This window comes from Wolbachia endosymbiont (group A) of Apotomis capreana (genome assembly GCF_964027025.1).
GTDB lineage: Bacteria > Pseudomonadota > Alphaproteobacteria > Rickettsiales > Anaplasmataceae > Wolbachia > Wolbachia pipientis.
The window spans coordinates 888,063-901,318 of sequence record NZ_OZ034721.1 but is presented as its reverse complement, the minus strand read 5'-3'; the positions used below and the strand labels follow the sequence as shown (position 1 = coordinate 901,318).

General features: G+C 34.0%; 16 protein-coding genes. 2 read left to right on the top strand and 14 right to left on the bottom strand.

Translation table 11 applies throughout. From position 1 onward, the window contains the following. Positions 1–173 precede the first annotated feature (173 nt). Positions 174–1,055 (bottom strand): Rpn family recombination-promoting nuclease/putative transposase, encoded by an 882-nt coding sequence (locus AAGD50_RS04475; protein ID WP_264724072.1) that lies wholly within the window; start codon positions 1,053–1,055, stop codon positions 174–176. 363 nt (positions 1,056–1,418) lie between these two features. Between AAGD50_RS04475 and AAGD50_RS04470 the strand changes: the two genes are divergently transcribed. Then, on the top strand, positions 1,419–2,333 hold the full coding sequence (locus AAGD50_RS04470; RefSeq protein WP_264724071.1) for a helix-turn-helix domain-containing protein: 915 nt from the start codon (positions 1,419–1,421) through the stop codon (positions 2,331–2,333). Positions 2,334–2,358: 25 nt separating this feature from the next. After that, a complete protein-coding gene (locus tag AAGD50_RS04465) occupies positions 2,359–3,261 on the top strand; it encodes a helix-turn-helix domain-containing protein (RefSeq protein WP_208571565.1) in 903 nt (300 codons plus the stop codon). A gap of 92 nt (positions 3,262–3,353) precedes the next feature. On the opposite strand, the gene AAGD50_RS04460 is transcribed toward AAGD50_RS04465, so the two are convergent. From AAGD50_RS04460 to AAGD50_RS04400, 13 genes are all read right to left on the bottom strand, one after another. Next, positions 3,354–4,271 carry a patatin-like phospholipase family protein gene (locus tag AAGD50_RS04460; protein ID WP_341810010.1) on the bottom strand — a complete coding sequence of 306 codons (918 nt, stop codon included), beginning with the start codon at positions 4,269–4,271 and terminating at the stop codon, positions 3,354–3,356. A 20-nt stretch (positions 4,272–4,291) separates the two neighbouring features. Further along, the gene (locus tag AAGD50_RS04455) at positions 4,292–4,519 is read right to left on the bottom strand and encodes a hypothetical protein (protein WP_151807931.1); all 228 of its coding nucleotides are present in this window, start codon (positions 4,517–4,519) and stop codon (positions 4,292–4,294) included. Between the two features lie 84 nt (positions 4,520–4,603). Then, complete coding sequence (locus tag AAGD50_RS04450; protein WP_264724068.1) at positions 4,604–5,116, bottom strand: ankyrin repeat domain-containing protein; 513 nt, start codon at positions 5,114–5,116, stop codon at positions 4,604–4,606. Positions 5,117–5,168: 52 nt separating this feature from the next. Next, a complete protein-coding gene (locus AAGD50_RS04445; RefSeq protein ID WP_264724067.1) occupies positions 5,169–6,104 on the bottom strand; it encodes a contractile injection system protein, VgrG/Pvc8 family in 936 nt (311 codons plus the stop codon). Then, the gene (locus AAGD50_RS04440; protein ID WP_038536967.1) at positions 6,105–6,314 is read right to left on the bottom strand and encodes a tail protein X; all 210 of its coding nucleotides are present in this window, start codon (positions 6,312–6,314) and stop codon (positions 6,105–6,107) included. Next, positions 6,311–6,667 carry a phage tail protein gene (locus AAGD50_RS04435; RefSeq protein WP_038536970.1) on the bottom strand — a complete coding sequence of 119 codons (357 nt, stop codon included), beginning with the start codon at positions 6,665–6,667 and terminating at the stop codon, positions 6,311–6,313. Before AAGD50_RS04435 ends, AAGD50_RS04440 begins: the two co-directional genes overlap by 4 nt. After that, positions 6,667–8,931 carry a phage tail tape measure protein gene (locus AAGD50_RS04430; RefSeq protein ID WP_264724066.1) on the bottom strand — a complete coding sequence of 755 codons (2,265 nt, stop codon included), beginning with the start codon at positions 8,929–8,931 and terminating at the stop codon, positions 6,667–6,669. Before AAGD50_RS04430 ends, AAGD50_RS04435 begins: the two co-directional genes overlap by 1 nt. Positions 8,932–9,046: 115 nt before the next feature. Next, the gene (locus AAGD50_RS04425) at positions 9,047–9,301 is read right to left on the bottom strand and encodes a phage tail assembly protein (protein WP_264724065.1); all 255 of its coding nucleotides are present in this window, start codon (positions 9,299–9,301) and stop codon (positions 9,047–9,049) included. 37 nt (positions 9,302–9,338) lie between these two features. Then, entirely contained in the window at positions 9,339–9,845 is a 507-nt protein-coding gene (locus AAGD50_RS04420) for a phage major tail tube protein (protein WP_264724064.1), read from the bottom strand. Positions 9,846–9,860: 15 nt separating this feature from the next. Continuing rightward, positions 9,861–11,042, bottom strand: coding sequence for a phage tail sheath subtilisin-like domain-containing protein (locus tag AAGD50_RS04415; protein ID WP_264724063.1), 1,182 nt, complete (start codon positions 11,040–11,042; stop codon positions 9,861–9,863). Beyond that, a complete protein-coding gene (locus AAGD50_RS04410; RefSeq protein ID WP_264724062.1) occupies positions 11,035–11,595 on the bottom strand; it encodes a hypothetical protein in 561 nt (186 codons plus the stop codon). Before AAGD50_RS04410 ends, AAGD50_RS04415 begins: the two co-directional genes overlap by 8 nt. Before the next feature lie 22 nt (positions 11,596–11,617). Beyond that, the gene (locus AAGD50_RS04405) at positions 11,618–13,072 is read right to left on the bottom strand and encodes a hypothetical protein (RefSeq protein ID WP_264724061.1); all 1,455 of its coding nucleotides are present in this window, start codon (positions 13,070–13,072) and stop codon (positions 11,618–11,620) included. Continuing rightward, on the bottom strand, positions 13,069–13,254 hold the full coding sequence (locus AAGD50_RS04400; RefSeq protein WP_174517025.1) for a hypothetical protein: 186 nt from the start codon (positions 13,252–13,254) through the stop codon (positions 13,069–13,071). The genes AAGD50_RS04405 and AAGD50_RS04400 overlap by 4 nt, the downstream gene beginning before the upstream one ends. Between the last annotated feature and the right edge of the window lie 2 nt (positions 13,255–13,256).

Here is a 13,256-nt window from a genome sequence, read left to right as displayed (position 1 = left end):
AATGCTAAAATGGATGAAGTAGACATTAAATGCTAAGTGTTTCATGTGTTTTCCATATTGAACTTACAGTATGTAGCTTTGATATAGAAGTTTGGGTAACGTTATGATAGTAATTTATATAATTCTATGTGTAATCTTTATAGCCATAATGTTAAAGTGAATAAGTAGGAATATTATGTTTTTTTCCCGAGTTGTGAAATTTCAGAATGAGAGAGACCGGTAATTTGAGCTATAACATCAATAGATACACCGGCCTTGAGTGAGTTTTTTGCTACTTCAATTTTTTCTTCTTGTCTACCTTTTTCTTGACCTACTTTAAGGCCCTCATCAAATTTTTGAGCTAAAGCAGCTACCTCATCCATTATGCGTTTTTTCATTTGTTCATATGCTAGTAACTCTTCTTCTGACCAATTAAACTTATTCATTTCTTCATAAGCTCGTTTTATTATTACGTCACTACCAACTATCTTATCTAGATCCTCTTCCCTTGTTTCTCCTGCATAGCGAAAAAAGTAACACCATTTTTCTACTATATTTTCTAATTGGTCTTCTTTTGTCTTTGTAAATTTTGGTAGTTCTATGAATACAAAGTAAAAATCCTTTAAGTCATGTTCAAAGCTATTTTGATCTAAAATGACATGATTAGATTTGTACTCAGCCTTATCTGGAAAAATAATACAATCAGCAACAGCTATGAAGATAATTTCCTTGAGATTATGATAATTATCACCTTGATCAGCTTGACTTGAGTAGGCTTTAGCAGCATAATATTGAGCACGTTTTTCGAAGCCTTTGGTCTTAGTAAACTGCATTTCTATGATGTATCTTGAACCTTGAGAGTCTTTACAAAGAACATCGACAATACTCTGCTTTTTAGCGGCAATTTCAGGGTCCAAAATGGTAGCTAAGAATTCAACATCGTGAATAGCAGCTAAGCCAGTAAAGCCTAAAATATCGTTCAGGAAATGAATGAGGATATCTTTATTCTTCTCGGTGCCAAATATTCTTTTAAATGCATAATCGTTGCGTGCGTCAAGAAACTTCGAAAGAGCCATGAGAAAGTAAGATAAAAAGCATTAATCATTATACACAATTGTGAAGAAATATTCAACGTTTTTATACTAAAGCCTATTAAAGTTAGCAAAATTTCAAGAGTTGGGAAAAATTACCTTCATAGATAACCCTAGTATGCACCTTAGACGCCCTTTTGTAGATCTTTTTATCAACTCTTCTATAAGGTATATTAAAATGCCAACAAATGGATTCATGATTTAGCAGCCTCCAAAGATACCTATTTAAAGTGTGAACTTCTTAGCTTGTCATAGTATAGGCATTTAATATACTAGTTCTCAACAAAGGTAACATATGCTAGCAAAATTTCTATCTGAAACTTTTAAAATGGCAGGTTATGAAAAAGAATGACCGTTAGCTATACTAATTCTTTAGATCACGAAGTAGGAAAGAAGGTAAGAAGTTTTAGGTTAGCAAAGGGTTATACTCAAAAAGATTTAGCGGGAAAAATCGGCGTAACGTATCAAATAGTACTACAATATGAAAAAGGAACACGTAAAATTTCGATTGAAAAATTGTATGCTATAGCAGAGATATTGTCGATTGGTATTGTAGACCTAATTCCTGTATCAAATGAAAAAATCTGTTTTGAAGATGAGGGAGAGAAAATATTAAATCTAGTAAGAAAATATAAAACGATTAATGATCAAGAGTTGCGCAAGGTGTTTTACTTGCTAACAAAATTTACCCGAGTTGGTGAGAAAAGTAGTAAAAAAGCAGAGAAAGTAAAAATTGCAAAGGGCCTGGTTAAAGCAGGGATTTCTGTTGATATTGTTTCACAAGTAATTGGCCTCTCTGCTGATGAATGTGTTGAAGAAAAAATAGGTTCTATATACTGCAAAATAGGAAAGAAGATAAAAGAATGGAGACTAGTGCGGGAATATACTCAGAAGGATTTAGCAAAGAAAATGAGTACAACACGTGATGAAATAAGCAACTATGAACAAGGAAGAACTGCTGTTCCACTGGGAAGATTATATGAGATAGCAAAGGCGTTATCGATTAATATCATGGACCTACTTGAACTAACAGAGGATGCAGATGATAAAGTGGTACCTAATTTAATTGAAGAATACAAAAAAATTGAAAGCCAAGAACTACGTCATGCACTAATGAAATCTCTGTTTGAAAGCATACAAATTTGCGAAGAGAAAGTGAAAAGAGCAGAAAAGATGAAAATTGCAAAGGATTTAGTGAAAGGGGGAATTTCTATTGATATTATTTTGCAAATAGTTGGTTTATCCGCTGATCAAATTGCATGAAAATTTATTTCTAAGTAAGGTATATATGTTTGTTTCTGTAAGAGATATTAGTTCTATAAGTTATAAAATAGGGCAAAAAATAGAAGATTGTAGATTAATGCAAAGGTGTACTCAAGCAGAGTTAGCAAGTAAAATCGGATTAGCATATAAAGAAGTAACCAATTATGAAAATGGGTATATTCCTATTACGATTGAAGTACTATATGTAATAGCAAGAGTACTGTCAGTTAATGTTGTAGATCTATTACCTAAACCAATAACAGTAAGAGAGTATGAAGATGAAGACGAAGAAATACTCTATCTAACAAAAATATATGAGAATCAAAAGTTAGGCAAAATAGTACCTTCATTAGTCAGGTTTGTTCATATTAGCGAGAAAATCAATCAAGAGGAGGCAAGATTAGAAGTAGCAAAAAATCTAGTTAAAGAAGGAGTTTCAGTTGACATAATTTCCCAAGCAACCGGCTTATCTATTTACGAGTATGATAATACAGAGAAAGAAGTCTGCACTGATTCTATATACTATAGAGTAGGGCAAAGAATAAGAGAATGGAGATTGATAAAAAGGTATACTCAAAAAGATTTAGCAAACAAAGTTGGTTTAACACTCAAGGAAATACACGAGTATGAAATAGGATACACTGCCATATCATTTGACAAATTATATCAAATAGCAGAAGGATTATCAGTGAATATTAAAGTTCTGCTGCCTAAAACAAATGAAGATAGTGAACTACTTAATTTACTAAGAAAAACTGAAGAGCAAGAATTAGTGAAGAAATTTTTATCTAGGGATATGAAGAATAGCAAAGAGAAAGTTAAAAAAACAGAAAAGATCAAGGTTGCGAAAAATCTAGTGAAGGCTGGTGTTTCTACTGATGTTATTTTGCGAGCAAGTGGCCTAACTGTTGATGAGTGTGAAAATTGAATTATGTTTAAGATATAAGTAAAAATGGTTAATATATTATCTATTCTAAACCCTTATTTAGCTCTGCAGAATTTTTTTGGCATTTCTACGTATCAAGATAAAACATCACAGAATTTATCTATCAGTTCCTGATTGTCCTCTATCATTGCCTTTGCCTCTTGCTGAAGAGATTTGATATTTTTTGATGTAATATTATCCATGTCAGGTGATGCTATTTTCAATTGCGATTGTATGCGTATATATTTATCAGCTATAACTTGATTAAGTTGATAGTTCACTGCATCTAAACTTGAAGAAAACATCACATGTATTAGTGGTTTTATCCAGCCTATTTTTCCCAATCTCTTTGAATTGGCTATGCTTCTATCTGTTCTGCCAGTACCTATCGATAACAGTAGAATATCATCATTTGGAAATAACCTCTTACCACTTGCATATGCACAAGCCGCTGGATTATTCGCAAATACCCCGCCATCCACTAATACCATTTCCTTGTGGTTGATTTTAAGATATTTAGGTGTAAAGTAAGTAGGTGCAGCCGTTGCAGCTCTGAGTGCATCTTTTAGCTTAATATTACCTTCTTTCCAGCTTTTGAAGAAAAATGGGCAGTTATTCTGAACATCGTAACTCGTAATCAACACATTACTTAAAGTGTTTTTAAGGATATCATCGCCAAAATATTTATCCAGTACAAATTCAATATTTTTATGTGGGTATTGTGCGCAATTAAGCCAAGAAAATATTGATCTTCTCAAAAATGAAGATTTAAAAATATATGCTCCGTACTTTTGGTAAAACTCAACTAGGTCGTTGGCTGAGTATTGGGGATTTCCTCGTTCATCTTTTCTACATAATCCCGCTACAACAATTCCACCGGTTGAGGTTCCTGCCATAAGATCAAAGATTTCAGCTACCCTCTTTCTTGTTCTTTTTTCTATTTCTGCTAGAATAATGGCAGGAATGATTCCTCTAATTCCACCTCCATCAACGGATAAAATATATTTAATCATTATGAATTTAGGTAAGGGTATTAAGATTTAATTTTTCCGCCTAGAACGTGTAATTTAAACTCATCCAATTCCTCAGAAAGATTTTTTACCCTTTCCTCAAGCACTAACACTTTTTCCATTAAACCATATTCAATAAGTTTATCGTGAAATTGTACCCTTGAGTCTAACTTGGATAACCACCATATCAATGCTACGGTTTGGATTAATATGGTAATAATTACCGTAATTGGGATTTTTTGCTTTTTCATGTGAAAATATTAACTTGTTATGGATAGTTTTAGAAGTTTATATACAGATTATAGAAAACTTACAGCTTTAGTGATTACTTTTTGTTATCGGCCCTCTGCTTCTGCAAGTAGCTTTATTATTTGATCGTAGGGCTTGTCTTTGTTTTGCCTTGATTCTATTACAGCTACATCTCGAGGGTTTTTTCCACTTCTATCTCTAACATCAGGATTTGCACCTCTTTCCAGTAAAAAACTCACTACTTCTAAGTGCCCTTCTAATGCAGCAAAATGTAATGCTGTCCATCTTTCATTTTCACCTAATGCACTAATGTCAGCTCCTTGGTATACTAAAAATTTAGTAACTTTCAAGCATCCTGAATCAGATGCATGATGTAATGCTGTTAATTTAGGAACTCGTGTGTTAACACTTAATAAATTTTCTACTGAAAACTTTACTACATCTAAGTTACAATTTTGAGAAGCAATGCGTAGTATCGTTTTATAATTACCTTCAGCTTTTGCCTTCATGTAGGAATAGGTAGCAATAATACATACTATTACTGTTATAAGCCACCAAAAATGCAGCTTGTTTTTTGTGTATTGACCCAATTTATCCATATTCAACATCTTTTTAATATTAAATAGATCATTTACTCATTTTTTCTTAACATTACTTACTAAAAGATGCTGACAACACAGTAAGGTAACCTGAGGTATTTAAAGTATGCTCCACTCTATTAACTATCCATTCACCATCTACCGCTTGATTAAAACCTATAAGATTAAGCTTTGCTTCTGCAAATAACTCTGGATTACCAGGCATAGTTATATCTAAAGTTTCATTGTTACGCTTCAATTGTTTCAATTTGGCATTTGCTGCACTTAGCGCTGATTCTGCATTTGGGTAAATTTCTAGCATAATATAACTTGGTTCGCCGCTACCAACTATTTCTTTAATAGTCTCACCCTTTTCATAGCTGTGCCATTTTGCTACTACTGAATTGTATTTATCGCGTACGGTAAAATGCACTTTCCAATTAATTGTGTCTTGAGGTCTAATAGTCGTTGTTCCTAAAGCTTTTCCTGTGGCTGATTTTGCCATGTTTTTTGAAATAAATAATATATACCCACCAGCTAATTTTGCCATTGCTTCACGCTCTGTTGCGATCTTTGTTAACAGACTTATATCACTTTCATCTGCCTGATTAATATGGGGTATCAATACATTCTTAAATTCCTCAGCAACTTTATGTCCATATCCATGTTTTTGGGCTATTTCTTTCACTAAGTTTTCTATGGTAATTTGATGCCATTCTTTTGATACCTTTGCTTTTAAAGATATTCTTAAATTTGTTGCATGAGCTTTTATTAGTAGGGTCTTAGGTGGGCCTTGTATCGTAACTTCATTGACTGTATATACACCCATTGGAAAGATTCCCGTTTCCTTATAACCTAGTGCTATGTTCAATTCATTTGGAATTTCTACATTTTCATTGCCATAATCAACACATACCTCTGCGACATCATCTATAGTACCAGATTCATCAGTAAGATGCACCGATATTACATGATCTTTTATTCCTTCAATGCTAAATTCAGGTTTCATTTATTCCCACACTTTTAACTTCGATTTTTTTAATTGCTCTTGTATTCTAGGTAACCTGATCTTTAATCCTGTAGGCAAAAAACTTCCATACTCTGCAAGACCAGGATTAGCCTCCAATACTATTTCTACTGCTCCAGAGCTATATCCATAGTGCTTAAAACATATGTAATCTAACATTTCATTTTCTCGGGTTATATAATGTACTGTCATACATAACTCCTTAAACTTAAGCTAAATTCAACCTTTTTTGGTAATCCACAGGGAAAATACGACGTTTGCTTTTCTTCTAACCGCACAATAACAAATCTTCCCAAAACATTCCCTAAATTGTCTACTAAGATACTTGGTTCATGATTTTTCTCAGTTTCTTTCATACTTTTTAATTGATTTAAATCATTGAGATTATGGAAATAAATTACTCCTTCTAAGTCTATATTTTCTGCACCTTGACCAATATTTTGTAATGAAGGTATTTTACCAATGCACTCAATTGTACTCCAACGATTTTCTTTACTATACCTTACACTTGTTGGAGAAAGCTTATGTTGACCAAGTGATAGCATTAGTAAATTGGTTCTATTGAATCAAATAAAACATCACGAGATTTTTCCCTTATTCTTTTTATCACTGCATCAGCAAGACTACGTACATCTTGGTTAGGTTCTGCTTTTATACTTATATTAAATGTAAAAGTTTGATTGAAAATTTTTTGTTCACACTTTTCACAGTCTTTTAAAACTTTCTCTGAATTATCTGCTACAGAACTTTTTTCTGTAATCACACTTTCAATATTCGTTCTACTATTCGAAATTCTACTAAAAGCATTATTATTCAATAAAGGATTTCCTTTACTAAAAACATTATTTTCACTAGTTGCACTGCCTATTTTTGCTTCTACTGGTTTCTCTAATGCTTTTATTGGACTATCATTAAAAAATTTTCCTATACCAGTCCAATTTTCTATAGATTTTGTAATTGATTTCCAGAGACTTGAAAAAAAGTCCTTTACCTTTTGCCAATTAGCAATTACAAGCGCTGTACCAACTGATAGTCCAGCAATAGCAGCTCCTATAGGATTGGTTAGCGTTAAAGCTTTCAGTCCCATGATTACTGCTGGAATTACTCGCGCTGATAACGAAGTTAATACTGGCAAAAGTGTTCCCTGCAAAATAGCCTTAAAAGTTAGTATTCCACCTCCAGCCAATGCAAATGCATAACCAAAACCTACCACTGCAATCTTGCCAATAATAAGAGCTGAAATTATGCTCATAACTCCTGTAGTTAAAATTGGACACTTCTCTGCGAACCAAGCTATACCTGTAGATATTGACCTCAAAATCTTACTTATCCAATTTAAAGGAGGTAGCATAACTGACCCTAAGTTCATTCCTAGCTCTGCTATTGTATTTTTGAGTAGCTGCAAATTATTTGCTGTAGTACTTGCACGGTTATTAAATTCCTTTTGCATAGATTTATTATACTTTTCTTTATCGGTCACAAAACCTATTGCTTTTTTATATTCTTCCAAACTCCCAACTATCAATGCAATATCATCTTGATATTCTTGACCGAAGAGGTTGAGAAGAATTTGAGAACGTTCCTGTCTATCTACTTTTTCTAAAATTTCAAAAAAATGAAGTAGAGCGTTTTGCCCGTTTTCAGCAACCTTTTGTGACATTTCCTCTGCAGTGATACCTATGGATTCCAATGCTGCTCTGAACTCTTTTCCCTGTCCTTCAGCAGTCTGAAGTTTACTAAGTAGAGCGTTTATTGCAGTTGCTGCTTTTTCAGGTTGTTTACCTAAACTAACGAAGGCATTTACTAAACTACTTGTCTGATTAATATCTAAACCAAATTGTTTTGCATTACCACCCACTCTAGCGAGTGCTTCAATCATATCGTTCGCCTTAGCTGCAGTATTATCTGATAGGTAATTTATAACATCACCAACTTCTTCCATCTTCTCTACTGCGATTCCATAAATGTTAGCGAGTTTGGCAATAGAATCACCAGCTTGTTCAGCAGACATGTCAAATGCTGTGGCCATTTTAGCTACTGTTGTGGTAAATTCAAGTAGCTTATCTTTGTCGATACCAAGCTGACCACCACTTGCAGCTATTTGTGCTAACTCTGCAGCTGATAATGGTATTTCACGGGATAATTTCTTCAATTTTTGAGCAAATTCTTCGGCTTCATTTGTTCCATCCTTGAAATTTACTACCTTTTTAACATCAGCCATAGCACTTTCAAAGTCAATCGCAACTTTAATTGGTGCTGCAAGTGAAAGACCTAGTCCTATAGTCTCCATTACTTGTGACCTATAATGCGCTTTTTTTGCCAAAGCATTTTGCTGTTTTTGTATTACAGATCCTAATTTACTGTATTTTCCTTTAAGTACTTCAATAGATGAACCAAGTTTAGTTTGATCCCTCACTAAAGATTTAATATCCTTTCCACTTTTCCTGATTTCTTCATTTAATGTGTGAAGTGCATCTCTCTTTTTAATATAAGCCTCTTTTGCCTTTGATGCCGATACTTTCAATTTTTCGAATTCATTTCTCAGTGCTTTGCTTGGCTCTTTTTTTTCCTTCTTCTCTTTAGCAATTGCTGCGGCTGATTCTTTTGCTTTCTTCTCCGCTTCCTTCCAATTCTTCATAGCTTCAAGGGCATCATGATTTAGTTGCTTAAATTTGGAAACAGATTTCATTGACGAATCAAGCTGCTTTATACTATCGCCCAACTTAGAAAGCTTTGCTGCACTACCTGTCATTGCATTGTTAAAACTACCATCTAACGTCGCACCTATTTTTATTGAAAGCATTGACATTTTTTTGTTACTCCTTCACTTACTTCTAACCACTTTAGAAACTCTTTTATACTCATATTAATAATTTGCTCAATTCCACTTCCTGTTGTTGAGCTAAGTTTTAAAATATTGAATCTTAACTCCTCTGTTCCAGCGGCGACAAAAAATCTTTTAGCACCTTCTGTATTTCTACATAATCTTTAATACATAAATCTTCAACTACTTCTTTTGGTACGGATGCTAGATTAGCAATTAAAGCTACTTCTTTTAAAGCTTCGCCTTCTATGCGTTCTATAGCAAGTAAATCTCTTACTTTAGGTTCACGCATCGATAATTCTGAGACAGAAATCCCGTCAATTGTTATTGGGTTATTAAGTGTTATAGTGTGCATTATCGCCTCCTTAAAAATAAAATTTCAAATATGTTTTTTATATGCCTAAAACCATCTGAAGTAGTGCCATTTGATCAACACCATTTATCTTTCTAATCATATTTTCAGCATCGATTTCTATTAATTCATTACCACCTATAGTAAGTTTATAGTAATGGACAGCTACAGTGCATTTGAGCGTTGCTTTTTCAGCAGGTTTCCAGCTACCAAAGTCAAACTCTTTAAAAATGCCTCTTAAATTGATTATTACTCCTTCAATATCATTGCTACCACTACCTTGCATTCCACCACGGAGCGTCAAAGAAACTGAATTCCCATTTATTAGACCAAATAGCCTAAACAGCTCTGTATCGTATTCAGAAAAAGTGAAATCTGCTTCAAGCTTTTCCATGCCCATATCAATATTTATTGGAATATCCATACCACCAGCTCTGTACTCTTCTGTTTTTATGGTAAGCTTCGGTAAGGTTATCTCATCTATTTTTCCTGCATAACCACGACCATCTACGAATACATTAAAATTCTTTAAAATCTTCGGTAACATCTCTTTCTCCCATTTTTATAATATTGTACCACTCACAAGATGTGACCTGAAAGTAATCTGTTCTGCTGGATATGGTGGTGTAAACTCAAAGTCAAAATACACTTTCCCGCTTGCAATATTCGCAGGCGTATTGAGTTCTGGAGTTGCATAACATTTTCCGCTAATAATCGCTCCTTGTGCTTTTAAACTTGATAGGTATGAATTCACCCCCTCAATCACATCATCTATATAAGTTTTGGTAATATTGCGATCAACTGCCCAGAGATGAGCTCTAAGTAAACTATCATTGATTAAATCTGCAGTCCTTCTCACTGACAAAAAAGCCCATTTTGAGTCATTTGAACATGTTCTATTTCCCCAAAGCCTGTAGCCATTTTGATGAATTATCGTTGTTACTTCATTTTCATTCAAGTGGTTTGCTCTACAATTTGTATTACCGAGCGTAAAATCAATAGGCCTGCTTGTTCCAACAATACCGTTTATCTTTTTATTTGAAGGTGAATGCCAAAATCCTTGTTCGCTATCTACTTTTGCTATTAAACCAGCTACAAATGGGCTTGCTGGCAAGATTTCTTCTTTTCCTTCAATAAGTACCTTAACCCATGGATCAACTACGTAAACTCTTGAGCTGCCTACACTTTTTCTCCATTTTATTGATTCTTCATCATTAGTATTTGGTCCATCTGCTACTATTATGCTTCTCAGCTTTTCTGCTATAGGAATTAATGCTGCAACTACTGGATTTTTGCCATCTTCTGGTAATTGGTGAGTAAACTGAGGTGCAATTAATATTCTTGGGGCAACATGAACTATGCTTTCACTGCTTAAGAATGCCTCAATTCCCTGATATTCTCCGGTTTCTTTATCAACACCGCCAATTATATTTTTCAGCGTCTCTTCTTCTTTTAATTTTGGATCGCTGTTCTCACTTTCTTCAACTCGAATAACTACTACTGTTGCACCAATTTGGGAAAATATTCCATTTACTGCAGAAGGTAAATTGCCACTCTTTCCAAGCTTTGCTGCTTCCTTTAAGCTTCCTGCAATTAACATTGGTTTATTCAGTGGAAATCTTTCCACTTCTGCTTCAGGTGCAGTACCAATTACACCTATCACTGATGATTTAGCTGTACGTACTGTTTTTGCCCCTGAGGTTACCTCAATAACATTTACACCATGTAAAAATTCTTCAGCCATTTCTTTGTATCTTTTGTTTAAAATCGTTTAGTAAGTTCTCTAGCTCATTTTCACTTTTGGCTTCTGCAATTTTCTTCTTGGTAATGTCTTCCAACTCTTCACATTTAATTATTTCTTTTACTGCTTTTTTTACTTTTCCTTCAATTATTCTTGCCATTTCAATAATTGTAATACCACGGACTTTTGCTAAAGGTTCTATAATTTCTTTATCCTTTTCATTCATAGATTCTGGTGCTGCTAGAATGCTTTTTGCGGCTTTTTCTTGTATTTGATACGATTTAGACTTCTGATGAGAATATCCTGCGTATTGGTGAGTATAGTTATTATAATAAGTACGGAGACTAGAAAGTGCAGAAAATTTCGCATTTTCCAATAATTCCAGCTCAATATCTTCCTTATTCCTTTCAACAATTTTCTCTCCTTCTGTTAGACAATAGCTTTTTTGCCAATCAAAATCTTCTGGTGCTTCATACCAATCATTTCCAGTTGGCTTACTTTCAAGCGTTGTTGTCTCTACTTGTTTGTTATTTTCAAATCTAATATAAATTGGCATTGGTTTTCTCCGTTTTCTAGTATCAATTCCAAATTTTGTGGGTGGCATCTAATCCTGGACATTGCCAAGCTCTTAGCGTTCTCTCTACGTCCACCTCAAGTCCTGTGGTGAGAAAATTGCTACGTATGTTATAAATTCCCCACTGGATAAATTGACCATAGGTATATACATTACCTGAGAGCACACCTTCACTAACTTTTGTTCTGGAATATAAATAAGACGATGTGTAAAGTAATATTGCAACTGTTTTTCCTGCTGGAATTTCTACGTTGCCAGATCCGGCTAATTTGCTATCAGAACTTGTGTATTGGTAAATATTTTTCCACATTATTTTAGAGATTCTTGACTTACTGGTATTATCAGGAGTTCCCACAAATAATCCTGCACCCCCATACTCCGTACTCGAATATGATGATCCAACAAATTCTATTGCTTTATTTATGTTCACATTGGTTGTATTTTTTACAAATACTACTCCAAGTGCAGCATATGGGTAATAGTATATCTCATCATAACTACCAGAAAAACTTTTTGTGCATAACTCTCCGTAAATAAATGTTCCTTTACTTCCCTCTATAAAACTGAGTTGTCTTGGTCGATAAAAACTAACGTAATCTGTATCGTATGTATGGCTACCTGCTAGTAGTTGTAACATATAGTCAGTTTTTGTTATATCACTACTCCACTTTCCAAGCTCTGTCATAAAAGTTCCGTGGCCAAAGTAATTATTTTTTCTGCCAAGTACACCAAATAAGAAAGGTAATGCTCCAGGTTCAACCATGTTGCGCTTTCTTATTTCTTGTGTAAGCGACACTTTCAGCTCATCATCTCTAGTTTTTATCTCATTAAGGATGTTTTCAATTCGAGTTTCTATTTCTCCTATAATTGATGAGCCAGGTGGTACATTATTAACAGCACGAAAATCTTCTACTAAACCTTTAAGACCATCTTTATGACTGTTACTAATGCTATTTATTGCTGCAATATTGGCATTCTTTCTCGTATCAAGTAGCGATATATGCGAATCTGATGATGCTTTTAAAGTATTTAAGGAATTATCCCTAAGCTTGTTAATTTCATTGACAGAATCTGTTTTCGCTTCAGTTATTGCAGATATTGAATTTTCCTTATTGCTATTTATGTCACTTAAGTGCGTCCTTGCAGCGCTCAAGAGTTCTTTTAACTTACCATCTGTCATCTGTACAATTTCAGAAACCGCACTTTTGTCGATTATTGATTCCAGTGCTTTAGCAAGATATGCTAGTTGATCTGGTGTACTACTTCCTGCTAAATCTTTAAGCCTTCTCTGTAGTGCATCAATTATCTCTTTTACTTCAGTTATTTGTACAATGTCAGCAATAGCTTTTTTATCTGCTATCAATTCCAGCGATTTTGCAAGATATGCCAGTTGATCAGCCGTGCTATTTGCTGCTAAATCCTTTATCCTTTGCTGTAATGCTTCTATTGCTTCTTTCATTCCCAAAAATTCAAAAAAGTTTCAAATCTAAATCGTTCAAAATTATTTTTAAGTTCATCTTCTCTTTCACTCATATCTTCATCTATCTTTTCTATGGCTCTGCGAATACGTACTACATCTTCTACAGCTATGTTCTCTGGATGCGGCAAAGGATATCCTCGTTTGGTTTGATCAAAAGTCATTT

Coding starts and splice junctions, on each gene's coding strand:
- AAGD50_RS04430 (WP_264724066.1), bottom strand. CDS start 8,931: ATGTCAATGCTTTCAATAAAAATAGGTGCGACGTTAGATGGTAGTTTT.
- AAGD50_RS04445 (WP_264724067.1), bottom strand. CDS start 6,104: ATGAAACCTGAATTTAGCATTGAAGGAATAAAAGATCATGTAATATCG.
- AAGD50_RS04465 (WP_208571565.1), top strand. CDS start 2,359: ATGTTTGTTTCTGTAAGAGATATTAGTTCTATAAGTTATAAAATAGGG.
- AAGD50_RS04415 (WP_264724063.1), bottom strand. CDS start 11,042: ATGGCTGAAGAATTTTTACATGGTGTAAATGTTATTGAGGTAACCTCA.
- AAGD50_RS04460 (WP_341810010.1), bottom strand. CDS start 4,271: ATGATTAAATATATTTTATCCGTTGATGGAGGTGGAATTAGAGGAATC.
- AAGD50_RS04435 (WP_038536970.1), bottom strand. CDS start 6,667: ATGCTATCACTTGGTCAACATAAGCTTTCTCCAACAAGTGTAAGGTAT.
- AAGD50_RS04420 (WP_264724064.1), bottom strand. CDS start 9,845: ATGTTACCGAAGATTTTAAAGAATTTTAATGTATTCGTAGATGGTCGT.
- AAGD50_RS04450 (WP_264724068.1), bottom strand. CDS start 5,116: ATGGATAAATTGGGTCAATACACAAAAAACAAGCTGCATTTTTGGTGG.
- AAGD50_RS04425 (WP_264724065.1), bottom strand. CDS start 9,301: ATGCACACTATAACACTTAATAACCCAATAACAATTGACGGGATTTCT.
- AAGD50_RS04400 (WP_174517025.1), bottom strand. CDS start 13,254: ATGACTTTTGATCAAACCAAACGAGGATATCCTTTGCCGCATCCAGAG.
- AAGD50_RS04405 (WP_264724061.1), bottom strand. CDS start 13,072: ATGAAAGAAGCAATAGAAGCATTACAGCAAAGGATAAAGGATTTAGCA.
- AAGD50_RS04440 (WP_038536967.1), bottom strand. CDS start 6,314: ATGACAGTACATTATATAACCCGAGAAAATGAAATGTTAGATTACATA.
- AAGD50_RS04410 (WP_264724062.1), bottom strand. CDS start 11,595: ATGCCAATTTATATTAGATTTGAAAATAACAAACAAGTAGAGACAACA.
- AAGD50_RS04470 (WP_264724071.1), top strand. CDS start 1,419: ATGACCGTTAGCTATACTAATTCTTTAGATCACGAAGTAGGAAAGAAG.
- AAGD50_RS04475 (WP_264724072.1), bottom strand. CDS start 1,055: ATGGCTCTTTCGAAGTTTCTTGACGCACGCAACGATTATGCATTTAAA.
- AAGD50_RS04455 (WP_151807931.1), bottom strand. CDS start 4,519: ATGAAAAAGCAAAAAATCCCAATTACGGTAATTATTACCATATTAATC.